This window comes from Pseudoalteromonas sp. MER144-MNA-CIBAN-0113 (genome assembly GCF_040308965.1).
Taxonomy (GTDB): Bacteria; Pseudomonadota; Gammaproteobacteria; order Enterobacterales; family Alteromonadaceae; genus Pseudoalteromonas; species Pseudoalteromonas tetraodonis.
In genome coordinates, this window is record NZ_JBEOOG010000329.1 from 1 (window position 1) to 276 (window position 276).

At 44.9% G+C, this 276-nt stretch carries 1 protein-coding gene; it reads left to right on the forward strand.

Annotated elements, in window-relative coordinates:
• Positions 1–276: cytochrome b N-terminal domain-containing protein (locus AAEY57_RS19905; RefSeq protein WP_350608653.1), on the forward strand; the 276-nt coding region annotated here is incomplete at both ends.

A 276-nucleotide genomic window follows, 5' to 3' on the forward strand; every position in this document is an offset into this window, starting at 1 on the left:
GTTCATACCAAAAACCTCGTGAGCTTATCTGGCTCATCGGTATGGGTATCTACCTAGCACTTATGGCAGAAGGTTTCTTCGGTTACCTACTACCTTGGGGCAACATGTCATTCTGGGGTGCTCAGGTTATCTTGAACTTACCTGCAGCTCTACCTGTTATTGGTGATGGCCTTGCTGAATGGGTACGTGGTGACTATATCATCTCTGGTATTACTCTAAACCGTTTCTTTGCGCTACACGTTGTTGCTATTCCATTAGTACTGGTAGGCTTAGTAT